The organism is Brenneria alni (assembly GCF_003666245.1).
GTDB lineage: Bacteria > Pseudomonadota > Gammaproteobacteria > Enterobacterales > Enterobacteriaceae > Brenneria > Brenneria alni.
The window spans coordinates 15,206-33,121 of the sequence record NZ_MJLZ01000044.1 but is presented as its reverse complement, the minus strand read 5'-3'; the positions used below and the strand labels follow the sequence as shown (position 1 = coordinate 33,121).

Below are 17,916 nucleotides of genomic sequence, written 5' to 3'. Positions count from 1 at the left end.
ATCTTATTGATTTTTATATCAAAAAAATATTTTAAATTTTGCAAAAAGATTTGAAAAAGAGGCCCCTTCCGTACCAGTTTGGCGTTAATAAATATAACGCTTTGTATAATTTAAGTGCGGTGTTTTTGATGAAATTTAACCCAATGGTTGCAATTTCATAACAATGTCGCTGTGCGCCAGTGTTAAGATGGCAAAAGTAATTTTCCACTGATAATAATCATTTTAAAATAATGGAGGTTGCTGACAAAGTAGCCTGTAAGCCTGTGATATACGGGCCTAGCGTACCGAGGGGCGCTCCGGCGGCTTACGCCGCTACGACCCCTCAGCACGCTCTCCCTAATAATGAGCTTTGCCAATGGTCTGAATAATGGTGATTATTTCAGTTTGTTTGCAAAGAAATACATTTGCCTGATAGCGGAAGATGGCGTGGTGTCATGATTGCATCACGGCCACGCCTGTCCGGCATTATTTGGTTTGCCAATAACGACGTTTTGCCTGCTGTAGTTTCTCATAGGCAGCCAGCAGCGCCTGATGTGCTGGTAAGGCTGTAAACGCATCATCAATGGCAAACAAACCGTAAAAACTTTGCTCACCGGAGATCGCTGCACTGGCGGCGTCTACTGCTTCTCGACCGTACATTTTGACGAAAGCGTCATAATACTCGGCTGGTTTGCGTTCTGGCTCCTGCGCCAGCAGCAAGAGTGTTTGCAGGCAGCGATAGTAATTGCTGCGCTGTGCTGGAAAGACGGAATCATTGAAGTCCTGCGTCCATTCGGCCCAGATTAATGCCTGCTCCAGATCGCCACCGGCCAGTGCCAGCATTGATTTCAACTCGCCAATGCGCAAAGTAAACCAACCGTTATCTTTACCTGTGGCGATACCGAGTAATTCGCGCACCCGCGTGAAGTCATCCAAGCCCTCGTCATCCAATTGTTGCAGCAGGGTGAGGTAATCCTCTTTTTCCCACTGGCTATCCGGCAAAGCCAGCAGCGTTTCACGCAGGTGGGCGCCCATGCTGTTATTGGCTAGCAGCAGGTCTTCAGCAGGATAAATATCTGACATTCCTGGGACCAGGATACGGCAGGCGTAAATGGACAGGTGATGGTAGTCCGCGATATACACTTCTTTATTTTCCCGTTGGAAAATAGCCATCAACGTAGCAAATTCTTCTTCCGTCGTGCCGCTGAAGCTCCAGTCAACAAACTCGTAATCAGCCTGATTTTTAAACATATCCCAGGAGATCAAACCGCTGGAGTCGATAAAATGGGTTTCCAGATTAGCATGTTCTGCGACTTCTTCTTCATCAAAAGTCGGTGGTGTGAAAACGTCTAAATCTTTCAGTCCACGGCCTTGCAGCAGTTCGGTTACGGTACGCTCCAGCGCCACGCCAAAATCAGGGTGCGCGCCAAATGAGGCGAAGCAAGTGCCGTTTGCCGGATTAAACAGCACAACACAGATAACAGGGTATTGACCACCGAGAGAGGCATCGTAAGAGAAGATCGGGAAACCTTCTTTTTCCAGCGTGGCAATGGCTTCAACCACGCCGGGATAGCGGTTTAACACCTCTTGCGGAATGGTCGGCAGACTGATTGATTCAGCAATGATGCGATTTTTGATGCTGCGTTCAAACACTTCAGAAAGCCCCTGAACGCGGGCTTCATTAGCGGTATTGCCAGCGGACATGCCATTAGAAACGTACAGGTTGCCGATAATGTTCATCGGGATATATACCGTGTGCAGATCGGACTGGCGGATAAATGGCAGTGCACAGATCCCCCTGTCTGCATTGCCTGACTGTAGGTCGATCAGATCGCTGGCGCCGAGCTCTTGTTCAGGATCGTAGAATTCACGCAGCTGAGGATCGAGAATGCCTGCCGGCAGTGTATTATCCGCAGGAACGGGAAACCATTTTTCATTGGGATAATGAACGAAATCACTCTGCGCAATTGCCTTGCCGAGGTAAAAATCCGCAAAAAAATAGTTTGTCGACAAACGTTCAAAGTATTCACCCAGTGCTGAAGCCAATGCGGCTTTCTTACTGGCCCCTTTACCATTGGTAAAGCAAAGAGGACAATCACGATCGCGAATGTGTACTGACCAGACGTTAGGCACCGGGTTCAGCCATGAGGCTTCTTCGATGTTGAACCCCAGATCCTGGAGTTGTCGTTGAAAACGGGCGATGGAGACTTCCAGGGCGGCGTCTTTGCCTGGGATGAACGTTTGGGTCATGGTTTTCACTTTTGCGTGTTTGAACAGGACGTGCATGATACGGGCTTTTGGCCGCGGACTCTATTCATTCTATAACAGACTGATAACATGGGTTGAGGCATACCGTCAGCAACGGGGGTTTTGTGTGGCAACGCGCAATAAGCATTGCAGCCACGGGTGACGAGTGATAAAACCGATATCAGGTAAACAGTGTGTTTCGAATCATTGTGATAAAATAATCGCTATTTTTTAAGATGTGGTGAGGGGAAATGACTCAGGTTTTTAATTTTAGCGCCGGTCCAGCGATGCTGCCGGTTGAAGTATTACGTCGGGCTGAACAGGAATTATGCAATTGGCATGGCCTGGGCACATCGGTAATGGAAATCAGCCATCGCAGTAAAGAGTTCATGCAGGTCGCCACGGAATCTGAACAGGATTTACGTGATTTGCTGAAAATCCCCTCCAACTATAAAGTGCTTTTCTGTCATGGTGGCGCTCGCGCGCAGTTTGCCGCTGTACCGCTCAATCTGTTAGGGGATAAAACGCAGGCTGACTATATTGACGGCGGTTATTGGGCGCACAGTGCGGTGAAAGAAGCAGAAAAATACTGCACCCCGAATGTCGTCGATGTAAAAACACGCGCAGAGGGGCAGCGTAGCGTAAAACCAATGCGTGAATGGGAACTGTCTGATAATTCCGCGTTTGTTCATTATTGTCCTAATGAAACCATCGATGGGCTAGCCATCGAAGAAACACCGGATTTTGGCGATAAAGTGGTGGTTGCGGACTTCTCTTCCAGTATTTTATCCCGCCCTATTGATGTCAGCCGCTATGGTGTGATCTATGCCGGTGCTCAGAAAAATATTGGCCCGGCAGGGTTAACGCTGGTTATTGTGCGTGATGATTTACTGGGCAATGCACGTCGTGAACTGCCATCTATTCTTGATTATAAAATCCTGTCTGACAATGACTCCATGTTCAACACCCCGCCAACCTTTGCCTGGTATCTTTCCGGCATGGTCTTCAAGTGGCTGAAAGAGCAGGGCGGCCTGGTGGAAATGGAAAAACGCAACCAGGACAAAGCAGACCTGCTTTACGGGACGATTGATAACAGCAATTTCTATCGCAATGATGTTGCCGTGGCTAACCGTTCCCGCATGAATGTGCCTTTCCTGCTGGCTAATGCCGATCTGGATAAAGTGTTCCTGGAGGAAGCTCAGGCTGCTGGTCTCCATGCGCTGAAAGGACACCGTGCCGTAGGGGGTATGCGTGCATCTATTTATAACGCGATGCCGCTGGCGGGCGTTAAAGCGCTGACGGAGTTCATGGCGGATTTTGAACGCCGTCACGGGTAAGGCCTGTCAGACAGAAGCCGGTTGTTAATGACTGATGAAAACCCCGGTAATACCGGGGTTTCTGTGTTCACGTTTGGAGAATAAGTTTCACATGCAGGAATCCCTGACCCTACAGCCGGTTAAATTGATTAACGGCACGATTAATCTCCCTGGTTCAAAAAGCGTATCGAACCGTGCGCTTTTACTGGCGGCATTGTCTGAAGGGACAACGCGGCTGACGAATTTGCTCGATAGCGATGATGTTCGCCATATGCTGAATGCGCTACAGGCATTGGGTGTGACTTATCATCTATCTTCCAGTCGAACCCAGTGTGAAATCACAGGATTAGGCGGTGCGCTGAAAGCGCAGCAACCCCTTGAGCTATTTCTGGGGAATGCGGGAACTGCCATGCGTCCCCTCGCGGCGGCGTTATGCCTGACCGAAGGCGATATCACTCTGACGGGTGAACCGCGGATGAAAGAACGTCCTATCGGTCATCTGGTTGACGCTTTGCGTCAGGGCGGCGCGAAAGTGGATTATCTGGAGCAGGAGAACTACCCGCCATTGCGCTTGCACGGTGGGTTTCAAGGGGGTGACATCCGTGTTGACGGCAGCGTATCCAGTCAATTTCTGACTGCGTTGCTGATGACGGCACCTCTGGCGCCTCAGGATACCGATATCCGCATTCAGGGCGATTTGGTGTCCAAACCGTATATCGATATCACGTTGAATATGATGAAAACGTTCGGTATCGATGTGCGTAACGATAATTACCGGCGGTTTTCTGTCTCAGGGCGGCAGCAGTACCGTGCTCCAGGCGATTATCTGGTGGAGGGGGACGCCTCCTCGGCGTCTTATTTTCTGGCGGCAGGCGCCATCAGGGGCGGTACGGTACGCGTTACCGGCGTGGGCCGCGCCAGTGTTCAGGGCGATGTCCGTTTTGCCGATGTATTGGAAAAGATGGGAGCAAAAATCCGCTGGGGTGATGACTATATTGAATGCCAGCGAGGTGAACTTCATGCGATTGATATGGATATGAATCACATTCCTGATGCCGCTATGACGATTGCGACGACAGCGCTGTTTGCAAAGGGTGGCGCCACCACGCTGCGGAATATTTATAACTGGCGGGTAAAAGAAACTGATCGCCTTGCGGCGATGGCGATTGAGTTGCGCAAAGTTGGCGCACAGGTGGAGGAAGGTGAGGACTATATTTGCATCACGCCGCCTGAAAAGCTGAAATTTGCCGAAATAGAGACGTATAACGATCACCGCATGGCTATGTGTTTTTCGCTGGTCGCCTTGTCGGATACGCCAGTTACCATTATGGATCCCAAATGCACAGCCAAAACGTTCCCGGATTACTTTGAACAACTTGCCCGGCTGAGTGAACCGGCATAGTCATTTCGCATCAGGGCACGGTGTCTGAGCCGTGCCTCATCCTTTCAAAACCTGCTTTTTAATAAAGCAGGTACTTTCTGATTTTCCCCTCAGTTTGGCATTGCTATAACCTTTTCCCCCGTTGATGCGTATAATGAAGCACCGCAGTGTCGTGAATGACATCAACGGAATTCCCTGTATATAGGAGAGAGAAATGACGGTGACTGCACCGGTAATAACGGTTGACGGACCGAGTGGCGCGGGCAAAGGGACTTTATGCAAAGCGCTGGCAGAAGCATTACAGTGGAACTTGCTGGATTCGGGGGCGATTTATCGTGTTTTGGCACTGGCCGCTTTACATCATCAGGTGGATATCCATTCAGAAGAAGCGCTGGTGCCTTTGGCCTCCCACCTCGATGTGCGCTTTATCTCTGAAGACGGGCAGTTAAAGGTGGTTTTGGAAGGTGAGGACGTCAGTCATGAAATCCGCACAGAAGACGTCGGCAATACCGCGTCGCTGGCAGCAGCGTTTCCCCGGGTTCGGGAAGCATTATTGCGTCGGCAGCGGGCTTTTCGTGAGGCGCCGGGACTGATTGCCGATGGCCGCGATATGGGAACCGTGGTGTTTCCCGATGCGCCGGTCAAGATTTTCCTCGATGCAAGCGCAGAAGAGCGTGCACAACGACGTATGCTACAGTTGCAGGCGAAAGGCTTTAGTGTTAACTTTGAACGTCTTTTGTCCGAGATAAGGGAACGCGACGATCGCGACCGTAATCGGCCCGTTGCGCCGTTGGTGCCAGCAGCTGATGCGCTGGTGCTCGATTCAACGGCAATGACAATTGATGAAGTGATTGCGCGTGCGCTGGCGTATGCCCGTGAAGTGTTGGCGTAATGCACATAAATAAATGAATTTTACCTTGCTGTAAGGATGCACAGCGGGGCATGTTAAACAACCCCATCGAGCAGGATGCCAGATGGACGTTAAATTGAAGACTCCTAAGATTATCAACATGACTGAATCTTTTGCTCAACTCTTTGAAGAATCCCTGAAAGAAATCGAAACCCGTCCTGGTTCCATCGTTCGCGGTGTTGTGGTTGCTATTGATAAAGATGTCGTACTGGTTGACGCCGGTCTGAAATCTGAATCCGCCATTCCGGTAGAGCAATTCAAAAACGCACAGGGTGAACTGGAAATTCAGGTTGGCGATGAAGTAGACGTCGCGCTGGATGCTGTTGAAGATGGCTTCGGTGAAACGCTGCTGTCCCGTGAAAAAGCTAAACGTCATGAAGCATGGCTGATGCTTGAAAAAGCTTATGAAGAAGCTGCAACTGTTACCGGTGTTATCAACGGTAAAGTGAAGGGCGGTTTCACTGTTGAGCTGAACGGCATTCGTGCGTTCCTGCCCGGTTCTCTGGTAGACGTTCGTCCGGTACGTGACACGCTGCATCTGGAAGGCAAAGAGCTTGAGTTCAAAGTTATCAAGCTGGATCAGAAGCGCAACAACGTTGTTGTTTCCCGCCGGGCGGTTATCGAATCTGAAAACAGCGCTGAACGTGATCAACTGCTGGAAAACCTGCAGGAAGGCATGGAAGTTAAAGGTATCGTTAAAAACCTTACTGACTACGGTGCATTCGTTGATCTGGGTGGCGTTGACGGCCTGCTGCATATTACTGATATGGCTTGGAAGCGTGTTAAACATCCGAGCGAAATCGTCAATGTGGGCGACGAAATTACGGTTAAAGTGTTGAAATTCGACCGTGAACGTACTCGTGTTTCTCTGGGCCTGAAACAACTGGGCGAAGATCCGTGGGTTGCTATCGCTAAACGTTACCCGGAAAGTACTCGTCTGACTGGCCGCGTAACCAATCTGACTGACTACGGTTGCTTCGTTGAGATCGAAGAAGGCGTTGAAGGTCTGGTACACGTTTCAGAAATGGATTGGACCAACAAAAACATCCATCCGTCCAAAGTTGTTAACGTTGGTGACGTAGTGGAAGTTATGGTTCTGGACATCGATGAAGAACGTCGTCGTATCTCCCTGGGTCTGAAACAATGCAAAGCCAATCCGTGGCAGCAATTTGCTGAAACCCACAACAAAGGCGACCGCGTTGAAGGTAAGATCAAGTCCATCACTGATTTCGGTATCTTCATCGGTCTTGACGGCGGTATCGACGGTCTGGTTCACCTGTCCGACATCTCTTGGAACGTGGCTGGCGAAGAAGCCGTTCGCGAATACAAGAAAGGTGATGAGATCGCCGCAGTGGTGTTGCAGGTTGACGCAGAGCGTGAACGCATCTCCCTGGGCGTGAAACAACTGTCTGAAGACCCGTTCAATAACTACCTGTCTGTAAACAAGAAAGGTGCGATTGTTACAGGTAAAGTTACTGCAGTTGACGCCAAAGGTGCTACAGTTGAATTAGCGGACGGCGTAGAAGGCTATCTACGCGCTTCTGAAGCTTCCCGCGATCGCATTGAAGATGCAACGCTGGTATTGAACGTTGGTGACAGCGTAGAAGCGAAATACACGGGTGTTGATCGTAAAAACCGTGTTGTCAGCCTGTCTGTTCGTGCTAAGGATGAAGCAGACGAGAAAGACGCTATCACCACTGTTAATACCAAACAGGAAGAAAGCAACTTCTCCAGCGCTATGGCTGAAGCTTTCAAGGCAGCGAAAGGCGAGTAATATAAAGGTGGGGTGAGCAACGTTGGTTGCTCGCTCTTGAAACGGTAGTAAGTTATTGTGGTTATTCATGTAATCACATACTTGGAGGAACCATGACCAAGTCTGAACTTATTGAAAGACTTGCTGGACAGCAATCTCATATCCCAGCCAAACTGGTTGAGGATGCAGTGAAAGAGATGCTCGAGCAGATGGCCACGACGCTGGCTGAAGGCGATCGTATTGAGATCCGTGGGTTCGGCAGTTTTTCACTTCACTACCGTGCACCTCGTGTTGGGCGCAATCCAAAAACGGGTGAGAAAGTTGAGCTGGAAGGTAAGTATGTCCCTCACTTCAAGCCAGGTAAGGAACTGCGTGACCGCGCCAATATCTACGGATAAATTTTTGCCATAACGCATTGTTAGCGCGGGTTTTCGATTGTAAAAACAACGCTGAATATCAAACCGGTTAGACAACTCGTTTAACCGGTTTTTCTTTTTAACATAGGGTGATTTTTGTTGATTGCCAGTCGATCGCTTCTTCGTAAATTCTTCACGTCAATAATTCGGCCAGCCTCAGTCTGAAATATTCTTTCTCACAATCTGGAACTCCTCACCACTATCAGTCACTTATTTGAACGTAACTTCAGGAAAAATATAAAGTGAAGTTGCTTTAACGTTGACAATTTATATCACTCTGAAAGATTTGTTGATTATTTAACGCATTAAAAATAAAGGATTTATACATGACTAGCGCGATAAATAGATATTTTTACAATCCAGCCGAATACCCTCCCTTACAGAAAAGCACTTCAGCACAAAACCAGGCTGCCAGAAGCCATCCTGGGGCACCATTGAAGAATCGAGATAATGAAGAGCCTTTTCCAGCCAGACTTGCTTCCAGTCGAATTAAGCGTCCGACATCGCCATTTACCACTTTGCGTCAGTTTGAACTGAATCGCTCATATGAGATCAAGGGAGTGGGGTATTCAACTACGCCTGCAGGTTTGGCCTCGACAGGTACATCAAAACCAGGCGTATTATGCCTGACTGATGGGATGGATCTCTGTTTAGGGGTCGCAGTTGGGGGAACCAAGTCTTCGGAATCGAAAGTGCGTGTTTTTCACGTCATGCCCGAAAACAGTCGTGCTCAATGGAAAATCGGGGATTATGTCAAAAATTTACAAAGTGATGGATATGAAGTAAGAGCGGCGCTCCACGGCGGCGATGACACATCCCGTTCAAGTATGCAAAAAGTGAGCGCTGTCGAAACTGTGTTGAGTGCGCTGGATGTGCCGATAGACATTAATGAAACGGGTGGTGGCAGTGAGCGAAACGGGCCGCTTGGCGCAGTAGTGAATAATGATGGCAGCTTCAAGTTTGTCAGGGAGCTAATACGCCCGCCTCGATGATAACCAGCAGTTTCCCCACTTGTATTTATCTAGCCCTGTTTAGTGTTGATTCTTCTAAAGCGTCGCGTTAGCTTTTGCCTATCGCATTGATAGCGCGAACGCCCTTTCAAAGCGTTTGTTAACTGATTAAAGTATATCAAACAGCCAAACTCATTAGTCAGAATTTACGGAAGAAGAAAATATATTGGCGGATAATGAATTCAGAAGGAACTGGATATAAAGAACAATACTCCCTCTGAAACCAACCTATCTCCGCAATTAGCTCTATTTTATCTCACTCTTTGCTCATGCTTTCGGCCCATGTTAAGAACATGAAATGCATGTCGACGGATAACGTTCTTAACACTAACGCTGCCGGAACAATCGCTCTATTTGTTTGCAAATGAGGAGTTGCGCTACCCAGGGTAAAAGGTTTTACCACAAAAAAAAGAGGATAACCAATGAGCAATAGTCGCGTAGTTAGTGTTTTATTCCCACGCCAAAAGCGTTACATATTTTGGGCGTCACTTTTATTAAGCTCTCAGGTGATGGCAGAGACGCTTACCCGTGATAATGGTGCGCCAGTGGGTGACAATCAAAATTCACAAACGGCAGGCGTTAATGGGCCGGTGTTGTTGCAAGACGTGCAATTACTACAGAAGTTGCAGCGTTTTGACCGTGAACGCGTCCCTGAGCGTGTGGTGCACGCACGTGGAACTGGCGCTTTCGGTGAGTTTACTCCAACTGTAGATATCTCTGATCTCACCACCGCCGCGGTATTCAAGCCAGGAACGAAAACGCCGGTATTCGTCCGTTTTTCCAGCGTGGTACACGGCAATCATTCGCCAGAAACACTGCGCGATCCGCATGGTTTCGCCACCAAATTCTACACCTCGGAAGGCAACTGGGATTTGGTCGGCAACAATTTCCCCACTTTCTTCATCCGTGATGCCATCAAGTTCCCGGATATGGTACATGCCTTCAAGCCGGATCCCCGCACCAATCTTGACGACGACTCGCGCCGTTTCGATTTCTTCTCACATTTACCGGAAGCCACCCGGACATTGACCCTGTTGTATTCCAATGAGGGAACGCCCGCCTCCTATCGAAATATGGACGGTAATGGCGTACACGCCTATAAATTTGTTAATTCCAAAGGTGAAGTACACTATGTGAAATTCCATTGGAAAACATTACAAGGAATCAAAAACCTTGATCCAAAACAAGTTGAGGAGGTTCAGGGGAAAGATTACAGTCATCTTACTCAAGACTTGGTGACGTCAATTAATCGTGGCGATTACCCAAAATGGGACCTCTATATTCAGATCCTGAAACCTGAAGATCTGGAAAAATTCGCCTTTGATCCACTCGATGCCACCAAAATATGGCCCGACGTTCCTGAACGAAAAATTGGTCAAATGGTGTTGAATAAAAATCCTACCAATGTCTTCCAACAGACTGAGCAAGTTGCTATGGCGCCGTCAAATTTGGTGCCGGGCATTGAGCCGTCGGAAGATAAACTGCTTCAGGGGCGTTTGTTTGCTTACGCTGATACGCAAATGTACCGCATCGGTGCCAACGGCTTAAGTCTGCCAATCAATCAGCCAACTGTGAAAGTCAACAATGGTAATCAGGATGGTAGCCTGAACAGCGGTGATACACAGGATCAAGGCGTCAATTATCAGCCCAGCCGTCGCTATCCGCGTGAGGAACTGACTTCCGCACGTTACAGTTCGACGCCACTGAGCGGCACCACGGTACAGCAGAAAATCCAGCGCGAGCAAAACTTCCAGCAAGCCGGGGATCTCTACCGTTCATACAGTGAGAAGGAGAAGAACGATTTGGTCAACAGCCTCGGGTCATCGCTGGCTACGACCGATAAGGAGAGCAAAAACATCATGCTCTCCTACTTCTACAAAGCAGATAAAGACTATGGCACCCGATTGACTGCCATTGCCAAGGGCGATTTGCCGGAGGTGAAAAAATTGGCGGATAAGCTGTCAGACTGATTCAGTTGCCTTTAAACGTCCGGCTCTTTTGAGGGACGGACGTTTACTCGAAGAGGTGAAAATATGAAAATCATGATGGTAGCCCTGTGGTTGATGGTTGTCTCACTGTTCTCCCCGTTGGATGCTCATGCCGCTGATAGCGATAACGCGCAAGACCCGCAGGTGAAGGCGCAGCTCAATAACTATCTGTGGGATGCGGCGAGAAACGGCGACGTTTCCGTGATCAAAACCCTGATTGATGCAAAGTACGATCTCAACACTGCCGACAACAAAGGATATACCGCCATTATTCTGGCGGCTTATCACGGCCATGACAACACGGTAAAAATGTTGATCGAGGCCGGAGCGGATCCCTGCCAGCGCGACAAGCGTGGCAACAGCGCTTTGATGGGGGCAATATTCAAAGGTGAAATAAAAGTCGCACGTCGCTTAATGAATGCAGATTGTCATCCCGATCAGCGTAACAATGCAGGACAAACCGCAGCCATGTATGCTTCTCTGTTTCAGAGAAGTGAACTCCTTCAGGCGCTGAAAGAGAGAGGGGCGGATATGAATGCTGCCGACAACGCTGGCAATAGCGCTACTACGTTGTCACAGGGGAAAATCAATGGCATCCAGTAGCTTGCTGCTCCACTGCCGCGATTGCAGCCAGTCGATTGACTGCTACGGTAAGCGGAAAGGGTGAAGGCAAATATTTAAGGAACAAAACGTAAGATACTGCCAGCGGCAGAAATAGCCGCTGGCAGTATCTTCAATATTACTGATGACGTTGTTTTAACCTGCGAATAATCGTCGCCAGATCCAAATCCTGATCCTGTAGCAAGACCAGCAGATGATACATTAGGTCGGCTGCTTCATTAGTCAGTTCTTCACGGTCATGGACGGTAGCCGCCAATGCGGTTTCCAGGCCTTCTTCTCCCACTTTCTGCGCAATACGTTTGGTGCCGCTGGCATACAAACTGGCGGTATATGAACTGGTCGGATCGGCGCTCTTGCGTTCTCCCAGCAATTGTTCCAGTTCATATAAGAATTGCCAGTCGCTGGCGGCAGGAGAAAAACAACTGCTGCTGCCCAAGTGACAGGTTGGCCCAATGGGGTTTGCCAGAACCAGCAGCGTATCGTTATCGCAATCCGGCGTAATTGACGCCACATTGAGAAAGTGACCGGAGGATTCGCCCTTGGTCCACAAGCGCTGTTTGGTACGAGAAAAAAACGTCACTTTGCCACTGTCTTCGGTCGCTTTCAGCGCGTCTTGATTCATATAGCCCAACATCAGGACTTCACCAGAAACGGCATGTTGCACAATCACCGGCAACATACCGTCAGTTTTTTCCCAATCAAGTTGGTTTCGTTGTTCGTCGCTTAAAATACGCTGTTCGCTTAACACACCCGAATCTCCACGCCTTGTTGCTTAAGATAGTGTTTCAGTTCACCAATATTAATGATCTGCTTATGAAATACCGATGCGGCAAGTGCACCGTCAACCTGAGCATCCTCAAAGGCCGCCAGAAAATGTTCCATCGTGCCGGCGCCGCCGGAAGCAATCAGCGGTACATGACAGACTTCACGAACCCGCTTCAACTGGTGTAAATCATACCCATTGCGCACGCCGTCCTGGTTCATCATATTCAGGACAATCTCACCTGCGCCGCGCTTTTGCACTTCTTCTATCCAGTCCAGCGTTTCCCAAGTGGTGACTTTGGTTCGCGTTTCATCACCAGTATATTGATTAACGTGGTAACGCCCGGTTGTCGCATCATGCCAGGTATCAATTCCCACCACGATGCACTGCACGCCGTAACGGTCAGCCAGACGGGTAATCAATGTCGGGTCGGCCAACGCAGGTGAGTTGATGGAAATTTTATCCGCGCCGAAAGACAGGATCTGCCCGGCTTCTTCCACGCTCTTGATACCGCCTGCGACACAGAAAGGAATGTCGATAACTTCAGCCACGCGGGATACCCAGCTCTTATCGACGACGCGGCCATCTGATGATGCGGTGATATCGTAAAATACCAGTTCATCAGCACCTTCCTGCGCGTAACGCTGCGCCAGCGGGACGATGTCACCAATAATTTCATGGTTGCGGAACTGTACACCTTTGACGACCTGTCCGTCACGTACATCCAGGCAGGGGATTATCCGTTTTGCCAGCATGAAATGGCCTCCGCTACGTTAAATTTACCTTCCAGCAGAGCACGCCCGACGATCACGCCCTGCACGCCGCTGCCACGTAAATTGGCAATATCCGTCAGACTGCCGATGCCGCCTGAAGCTTGAAAATCAACCTGCGGATAACGCTGGCAGAGTTCACGGTAGAGTTCGACATTCGAGCCGCTTAACGTGCCGTCGCGTGAAATATCGGTACACAGTACGTGTTTCAGGCCAAACGGCAGATAGTGTTCGACGGTTTGCTCCAGCGTCGCCGCTGAGTTCTCCTGCCAGCCGCTGATCGCAACCTGTTTGATGCCATTGGCATCGATGCGCACATCCAGCGCCAGCACCAATGCTTCGGCGCCATAGCGGGTGAACCATTGCTGCACCAGCGCTGGCTGTTTAACCGCGGTGGAACCAATAACCACCCGGCGGGCGCCAGCATTAAGTAGTGCTTCCACGTCTTGCTCGGTGCGGATACCTCCACCGACCTGCACAGGGACGCTGACGCCGGACAGCAGCGTCTTAAGCAGGGGGATCTGGCGGGCGGAAGGATCTTTGGCACCGGTCAGATCAACCAGATGTAATACCTGCGCTCCTTGCTGCTGGTAACTCTGCAGGCGGGGCAGGGGATCGCTGCCATACTGACGCTGTTGTCCATAATCGCCCTGATGCAAACGGACAACCTGCCCGTCTATCAGATCCAATGCGGGAATAATCATGACGATTTACATCTCCAGAAAATTTTTCAGCAACTGGGCGCCGGCTGCGCCAGAACGTTCAGGGTGAAACTGCACGCCGAAGAAATTATCTTTCTCCACGGCGGCGGTGAAAGCTTCACCGTAGTTGGCCTGAGCAATGGTGTTCGGACAAACCGGCATGGCATAGCTGTGGACAAAATAGAAGTAGGCGCCCTCGTCAATATCACGGAACAGACGATGTCCGGCCTGCGATGTGAGCTGGTTCCATCCCATGTGAGGAAGGGGTAAACCGTGATCTCTCATGAGCTTGACGGGCGCATCAATAATACCGAGTGTAGAAATGCCGCCGTTTTCATCGCTGGACGTACCGAGTAGTTGCATACCGAGACAGATACCCAGTACCGGCTGGGTACAGGCTTTGATCAAATCGATCAGGCTGCGTTCCGCTAGCTGGTTCATTGCCGCCTGCGCGGTTCCTACACCGGGTAAAAACAGTTTGTCGGCATGTAGTACAACTTCAGATTCCCGGCTGACGATGGGTTGATAGCCTAAACGCTGCACCGCATAGTTGACGGAGGACAGGTTTGCACAACCGGTATCCAGAATGACAACCTTCATTACAGCACCCCTTTTGAACTCGGCAGCGTATCGCCTTCAACCTTGATCGCCTGACGTAGCGCCCGGCCAAAGACTTTAAACAGGCTTTCGACACGGTGGTGATCGTTACGTCCTTTGGTTTTCAGGTGCAGCGTGCAGCCCATAGCATAGGAGAGCGAGCGGAAGAAATGCTCAACCATTTCCGTACTCAGGTCGCCAACGCGTTGATAGTTGAATTCGGCTTTGTATTCCAGGTGTGGTCGCCCGGAGATATCCAGCGCGCAGCGCGCCAGGCACTCATCCATCGGCAGAACGAAGCCAAAACGGCCAATACCGCGTTTATCGCCCAACGCTTGGCTGAGTGCTTCTCCCAGCGCCAGCCCGGTATCTTCTACCGTGTGGTGATCGTCGATATAAAGATCGCCTTTTACTTCAATTTTCATGCGAAAACCGCCGTGGGTGGCAATCTGATCCAGCATGTGATCGAAAAAGCCTACGCCGGTATTGATTTTGCTGCCGCCTTCCTGATCCAGCCAGACATTAACGTCAATGGCGGTTTCACGTGTGACGCGGTTGACATGGGCGTGGCGGTTGCGCCTGGTGAGCTGGTTGGTGATGGTGTTCCAGTTCAGCCCTTCACGCTGATAGCGTAATCCGGCGATGCCCATGTTTTGCGCCAGTTGCAGATCGGTTTCCCGATCGCCAATCACATAACTGTTGGCGAGATCTAAAGCGCCGTCTTTCATATACGCCGTCACCAGCGCCGTTTTAGGCTTGCGGCACTCGCACTCGTCTGCCGGAAGATGCGGGCAGATCAGCACTTTCTCAAAGTGAATCCCTTGAGAAGTGAGGAGCTGCATCATAAGATTATGTGGTGGATCAAAGGTTTCCTGCGGGAAGCTGGCTGTACCAAGTCCATCCTGATTGGTGATCATCACCAGCTTGAATCCCGCTTTTTGCAACGCCAGCAAAGACGGAATAACGTCTGGTTCCAGCGCCAGTTTATCCAACCGGTCAACCTGATAATCTTCGGGTGGTTCGGCAATTAATGTTCCGTCGCGGTCGATAAAAAGATATTTCTGGCCCACATTGGCTCCTTGAGATTAAGCGTTGATTCCGGGCAACGACCGTAATGCGTCGATGACGCGTTCGCATTCATAACGGTTGCCGACAGTGATGCGTAAACAGCCAGACAAACCGGGCTGCTTGTTTTGATCGCGTAGGATAATGCCGCCATCCCACAGAATTTTAAATACCTGGCTGGAGGCGGTAAAACGGACTAACAGATAGTTACTTTCGCTGGGAAATATGGTTTCCACACAGGCCAGCGGTGCTAACTGCCCGGCCAGCCAGCGGCGGTTTTCCACCACGTCGGCCACGTTTTGCCGCATTCTCGCAACACCCTGCGCACTCAATGCCTGCGCGGCGATATCGGCAACCGGCAACGAGAGCGGATAAGGGGCAATGACTTTCAGCAATAACGTAATGACATCCTCGTTAGCCAGCGTAAAGCCGCAACGCAGTCCGGCCAGAGCATAGGCTTTTGACAAGGTGCGCAGAATGACCAGATGCGGGTAGTCCGACAGCCAACCGACGGTTGACGCCTGCGGGCAGAATTCAATATAGGCTTCGTCAATCACCACCAGCGCTTTGCCCTGCGTCAGATCCAGCAGGCGACGCAGGTCTTCCTGTTTTACCAGATTGCCGGTCGGATTGTTGGGGCTGCAAACATATACCAGCTTCACGCCGTCCAGTTGACTCTCAATGGATGCCATGTCCAATTGCCAGTCTGTGGTGCTTTGCGCGGTACGGCGCTCCACACCAAAGGTTTCGGCGCTCACCGCATACATGCCATAGGTCGGCGGGCAGAACAGAATGGCATCTTTACCCGGTTCGCAGAAAGCACGGATCAGCAGCTCGATCCCTTCATCAGCCCCGCGGCTGACCAGCACCTGCTGCGGTTTTACTCCGGCGTAGTCGGCGTAGCGCTCAATCACCTGCCTGGGTTGACATTCGGGATAACGGTTCAGCGTCGGCAGCGTCAGTTGATACTCCGGCGCCTGCGGGTATTCATTGGCATTCAGCCACACATCGCCATTGCCGCCCAGCCGACGGGCGGATTGATAAGGCGTCAGCGCCCGCACATTGGCGCGGGCCAGTTGATCAATGCTCATGCTTGCTCCTTCAGGGCGGCGACACGCAGGGTAACGGCGTTTTTGTGGGCGGTGAGCTGCTCGGCCTGAGCCAGCGTTTCGATGGTCGGCGCCAGTTGCAGCAAACCTTGCGGCGTCAACTGCTGTACCGTCATCCGCTTTTGGAAGTCGGCCAATCCCAGACTGGAATAGGTCGATGTGTAACCGTAGGTCGGCAACACGTGGTTGGTGCCTGACGCATAGTCGCCCGCAGACTCCGGTGACCAGTCGCCAAGAAACACCGATCCGGCGCTGGTAATGCTGTCGACCCATTTTTCTGCATCGCGGGTCTGAATGATCAAGTGTTCCGGGCCGTATTGATTACTGATTTTAATACACTGCTCCAGGTCACTCGCCACAATAACCCGGCTGCCGGACAACGCCTGACGGGCGATCTCCGCACGGGAAAGCTGCGTGAGCTGCTGCTCCACCGCGTCGGCCACGGCTTTGGCTATTGTCGCATCGGGCGTTAGCAGGATAACCTGTGAATCAGGGCCGTGCTCCGCCTGTGAAAGCAGGTCGGCGGCAACAAACGCCGGAGTGGCGCCGCTGTCGGCGATCACCAGCACTTCGGACGGGCCGGCAGGCATGTCTATTGCGGCGCCGGCAAGCTGTTGGCTGACCTGACGTTTCGCCTCGGTGACGTATGCATTACCAGGGCCAAAGATTTTATCGACCTTAGGTACGCTTTCGCTGCCGAATGCCATAGCGGCGATAGCCTGCGCGCCACCCAGTTGGAAAACCTCCTGAATACCGCACAATTGCGCGGCATAGAGAATTTCATCGGCAATGGGTGGTGGCGAGCACAGCACCACGCGCTGGCAACCTGCGATACGGGCAGGCGTGCCCAGCATCAGCACAGTGGAGGGCAGGGGGGCCGACCCCCCGGGAATATATAATCCGATGGTGGCGATCGGACGGGTTAGCTGCTGACAGCGAACGCCCGGTTGCGTTTCCACATCAACTATCGGCAGTTTTTGCGCGTTGTGGAACGTTTCAATGTTGCGAACCGCAATCGCCATCGCTTGTTTAACTTCTTCGTCAAGGCGTTCGGTCGCGGCAGCAATTTCGGCATCGGTAATGCGCAGAGCATCGACCTGCACCTTATCAAACCGGGCGCTGTATTCACGCAGGGCACTATCGCCACGGTTTTTCACGCTTGCCAGAATCTCTTCTACGATAGCGGTGATACGATCCGATGCCGAGACAGCCGGGCGGGTCAGTAATTGGCGTTGCTCCTCGTCGGAACAACGTTGCCAGTCGATAATGGTATTGAAGTTGCTCATTGTG

16 protein-coding genes are annotated in these 17,916 nt (G+C 50.9%); 8 read left to right on the top strand and 8 right to left on the bottom strand.

Going from position 1 to position 17,916, the window contains the following annotated elements:
• Positions 1-465: 465 nt before the first annotated feature.
• Entirely contained in the window at positions 466-2,229 is a 1,764-nt protein-coding gene (gene ycaO, locus BIY29_RS16550) for a 30S ribosomal protein S12 methylthiotransferase accessory factor YcaO (protein ID WP_121576165.1), read from the bottom strand.
• 248 nt (positions 2,230-2,477) lie between these two features.
• On the opposite strand from ycaO, the gene serC reads away from it, so the two are divergent.
• The 8 genes from serC (at position 2,478) to BIY29_RS16510 (ending at position 11,603) form a co-directional block, all read left to right on the top strand.
• Positions 2,478-3,563, top strand: coding sequence for a 3-phosphoserine/phosphohydroxythreonine transaminase (gene serC, locus BIY29_RS16545; protein WP_121576158.1), 1,086 nt, complete (start codon positions 2,478-2,480; stop codon positions 3,561-3,563).
• 91 nt (positions 3,564-3,654) lie between these two features.
• Positions 3,655-4,944, top strand: coding sequence for a 3-phosphoshikimate 1-carboxyvinyltransferase (gene aroA / locus BIY29_RS16540; protein WP_121576164.1), 1,290 nt, complete (start codon positions 3,655-3,657; stop codon positions 4,942-4,944).
• 193 nt (positions 4,945-5,137) lie between these two features.
• Positions 5,138-5,815 carry a (d)CMP kinase gene (gene cmk / locus BIY29_RS16535; RefSeq protein ID WP_121576157.1) on the top strand — a complete coding sequence of 226 codons (678 nt, stop codon included), beginning with the start codon at positions 5,138-5,140 and terminating at the stop codon, positions 5,813-5,815.
• A gap of 118 nt (positions 5,816-5,933) precedes the next feature.
• Complete coding sequence (gene rpsA, locus BIY29_RS16530) at positions 5,934-7,607, top strand: 30S ribosomal protein S1 (protein WP_121576163.1); 1,674 nt, start codon at positions 5,934-5,936, stop codon at positions 7,605-7,607.
• 92 nt (positions 7,608-7,699) lie between these two features.
• Positions 7,700-7,984, top strand: a complete 285-nt coding sequence (gene ihfB, locus BIY29_RS16525) for an integration host factor subunit beta (protein ID WP_121576156.1) — start codon at positions 7,700-7,702, stop codon at positions 7,982-7,984.
• A 344-nt stretch (positions 7,985-8,328) separates the two neighbouring features.
• On the top strand, positions 8,329-8,994 hold the full coding sequence (xopAF, locus tag BIY29_RS16520; protein WP_121576155.1) for a XopAF/AvrXv3 family type III secretion system effector: 666 nt from the start codon (positions 8,329-8,331) through the stop codon (positions 8,992-8,994).
• A gap of 527 nt (positions 8,995-9,521) precedes the next feature.
• Positions 9,522-10,982 (top strand): catalase KatB, encoded by a 1,461-nt coding sequence (gene katB / locus BIY29_RS16515; protein ID WP_240630180.1) that lies wholly within the window; start codon positions 9,522-9,524, stop codon positions 10,980-10,982.
• A 63-nt stretch (positions 10,983-11,045) separates the two neighbouring features.
• Positions 11,046-11,603 carry an ankyrin repeat domain-containing protein gene (locus BIY29_RS16510; protein WP_205680361.1) on the top strand — a complete coding sequence of 186 codons (558 nt, stop codon included), beginning with the start codon at positions 11,046-11,048 and terminating at the stop codon, positions 11,601-11,603.
• A gap of 136 nt (positions 11,604-11,739) precedes the next feature.
• Here BIY29_RS16510 and hisIE read toward each other — a convergent pair whose 3' ends face one another.
• From hisIE to hisD, 7 genes are read right to left on the bottom strand one after another with little or no spacing between them, the layout of a single operon-like run.
• Complete coding sequence (hisIE, locus tag BIY29_RS16505; RefSeq protein ID WP_121576161.1) at positions 11,740-12,351, bottom strand: bifunctional phosphoribosyl-AMP cyclohydrolase/phosphoribosyl-ATP diphosphatase HisIE; 612 nt, start codon at positions 12,349-12,351, stop codon at positions 11,740-11,742.
• Between the two features lie 11 nt (positions 12,352-12,362).
• Positions 12,363-13,139, bottom strand: coding sequence for an imidazole glycerol phosphate synthase subunit HisF (gene hisF / locus BIY29_RS16500; RefSeq protein WP_121576153.1), 777 nt, complete (start codon positions 13,137-13,139; stop codon positions 12,363-12,365).
• On the bottom strand, positions 13,121-13,858 hold the full coding sequence (gene hisA / locus BIY29_RS16495) for a 1-(5-phosphoribosyl)-5-[(5-phosphoribosylamino)methylideneamino]imidazole-4-carboxamide isomerase (protein ID WP_121576152.1): 738 nt from the start codon (positions 13,856-13,858) through the stop codon (positions 13,121-13,123). The genes hisF and hisA overlap by 19 nt, the downstream gene beginning before the upstream one ends.
• A 6-nt stretch (positions 13,859-13,864) precedes the next feature.
• Positions 13,865-14,455, bottom strand: coding sequence for an imidazole glycerol phosphate synthase subunit HisH (gene hisH, locus BIY29_RS16490; RefSeq protein ID WP_121576151.1), 591 nt, complete (start codon positions 14,453-14,455; stop codon positions 13,865-13,867).
• Positions 14,455-15,522, bottom strand: a complete 1,068-nt coding sequence (gene hisB, locus BIY29_RS16485) for a bifunctional histidinol-phosphatase/imidazoleglycerol-phosphate dehydratase HisB (RefSeq protein ID WP_121576150.1) — start codon at positions 15,520-15,522, stop codon at positions 14,455-14,457. Before hisB ends, hisH begins: the two co-directional genes overlap by 1 nt.
• A gap of 15 nt (positions 15,523-15,537) precedes the next feature.
• Complete coding sequence (gene hisC / locus BIY29_RS16480) at positions 15,538-16,608, bottom strand: histidinol-phosphate transaminase (protein ID WP_121576149.1); 1,071 nt, start codon at positions 16,606-16,608, stop codon at positions 15,538-15,540.
• A complete protein-coding gene (gene hisD, locus BIY29_RS16475) occupies positions 16,605-17,912 on the bottom strand; it encodes a histidinol dehydrogenase (protein ID WP_205680362.1) in 1,308 nt (435 codons plus the stop codon). The genes hisC and hisD overlap by 4 nt, the downstream gene beginning before the upstream one ends.
• Positions 17,913-17,916 lie beyond the last annotated feature (4 nt).